Source organism: Bacillus sp. EKM202B (assembly GCF_011066025.1).
Taxonomy (GTDB): Bacteria; Bacillota; Bacilli; order Bacillales; family Bacillaceae_G; genus Bacillus_A; species Bacillus_A toyonensis.
Genome location: NZ_JAAMNK010000118.1, coordinates 1 through 299, shown reverse-complemented (window position 1 = coordinate 299; position 299 = coordinate 1). Strand labels below are relative to the sequence as shown.

Below are 299 nucleotides of genomic sequence, written 5' to 3'. Positions count from 1 at the left end.
GAACACCTTGAGGTCCGGTAGCGCCCGTGGCACCGGTAGCACCTGTGTTACCTTGAACACCTTGAGGTCCAGTAGCGCCCGTGGCACCGGTAGCACCCGTGTTACCTTGAGCCCCTTGAGGTCCCGTGGCACCGGTAGCACCCGTGTTACCTTGAACGCCTTGAGGTCCCGTGGCACCGGTAGCACCTGTGTTACCTTGAACGCCTTGAGGTCCAGTAGCACCCGTGTTACCTTGAATACCTTGAGGTCCCGTGGCACCAGTAGCACCCGTATTACCTTGAATACCTTGAGGTCCCGTG

At 59.2% G+C, this 299-nt stretch carries 1 pseudogene; it reads right to left on the bottom strand.

The window, feature by feature from the left end:
* A pseudogene (locus G9F74_RS29605) lies at positions 1-299 on the bottom strand (Gly-Xaa-Xaa repeat protein); the annotation flags it as partial.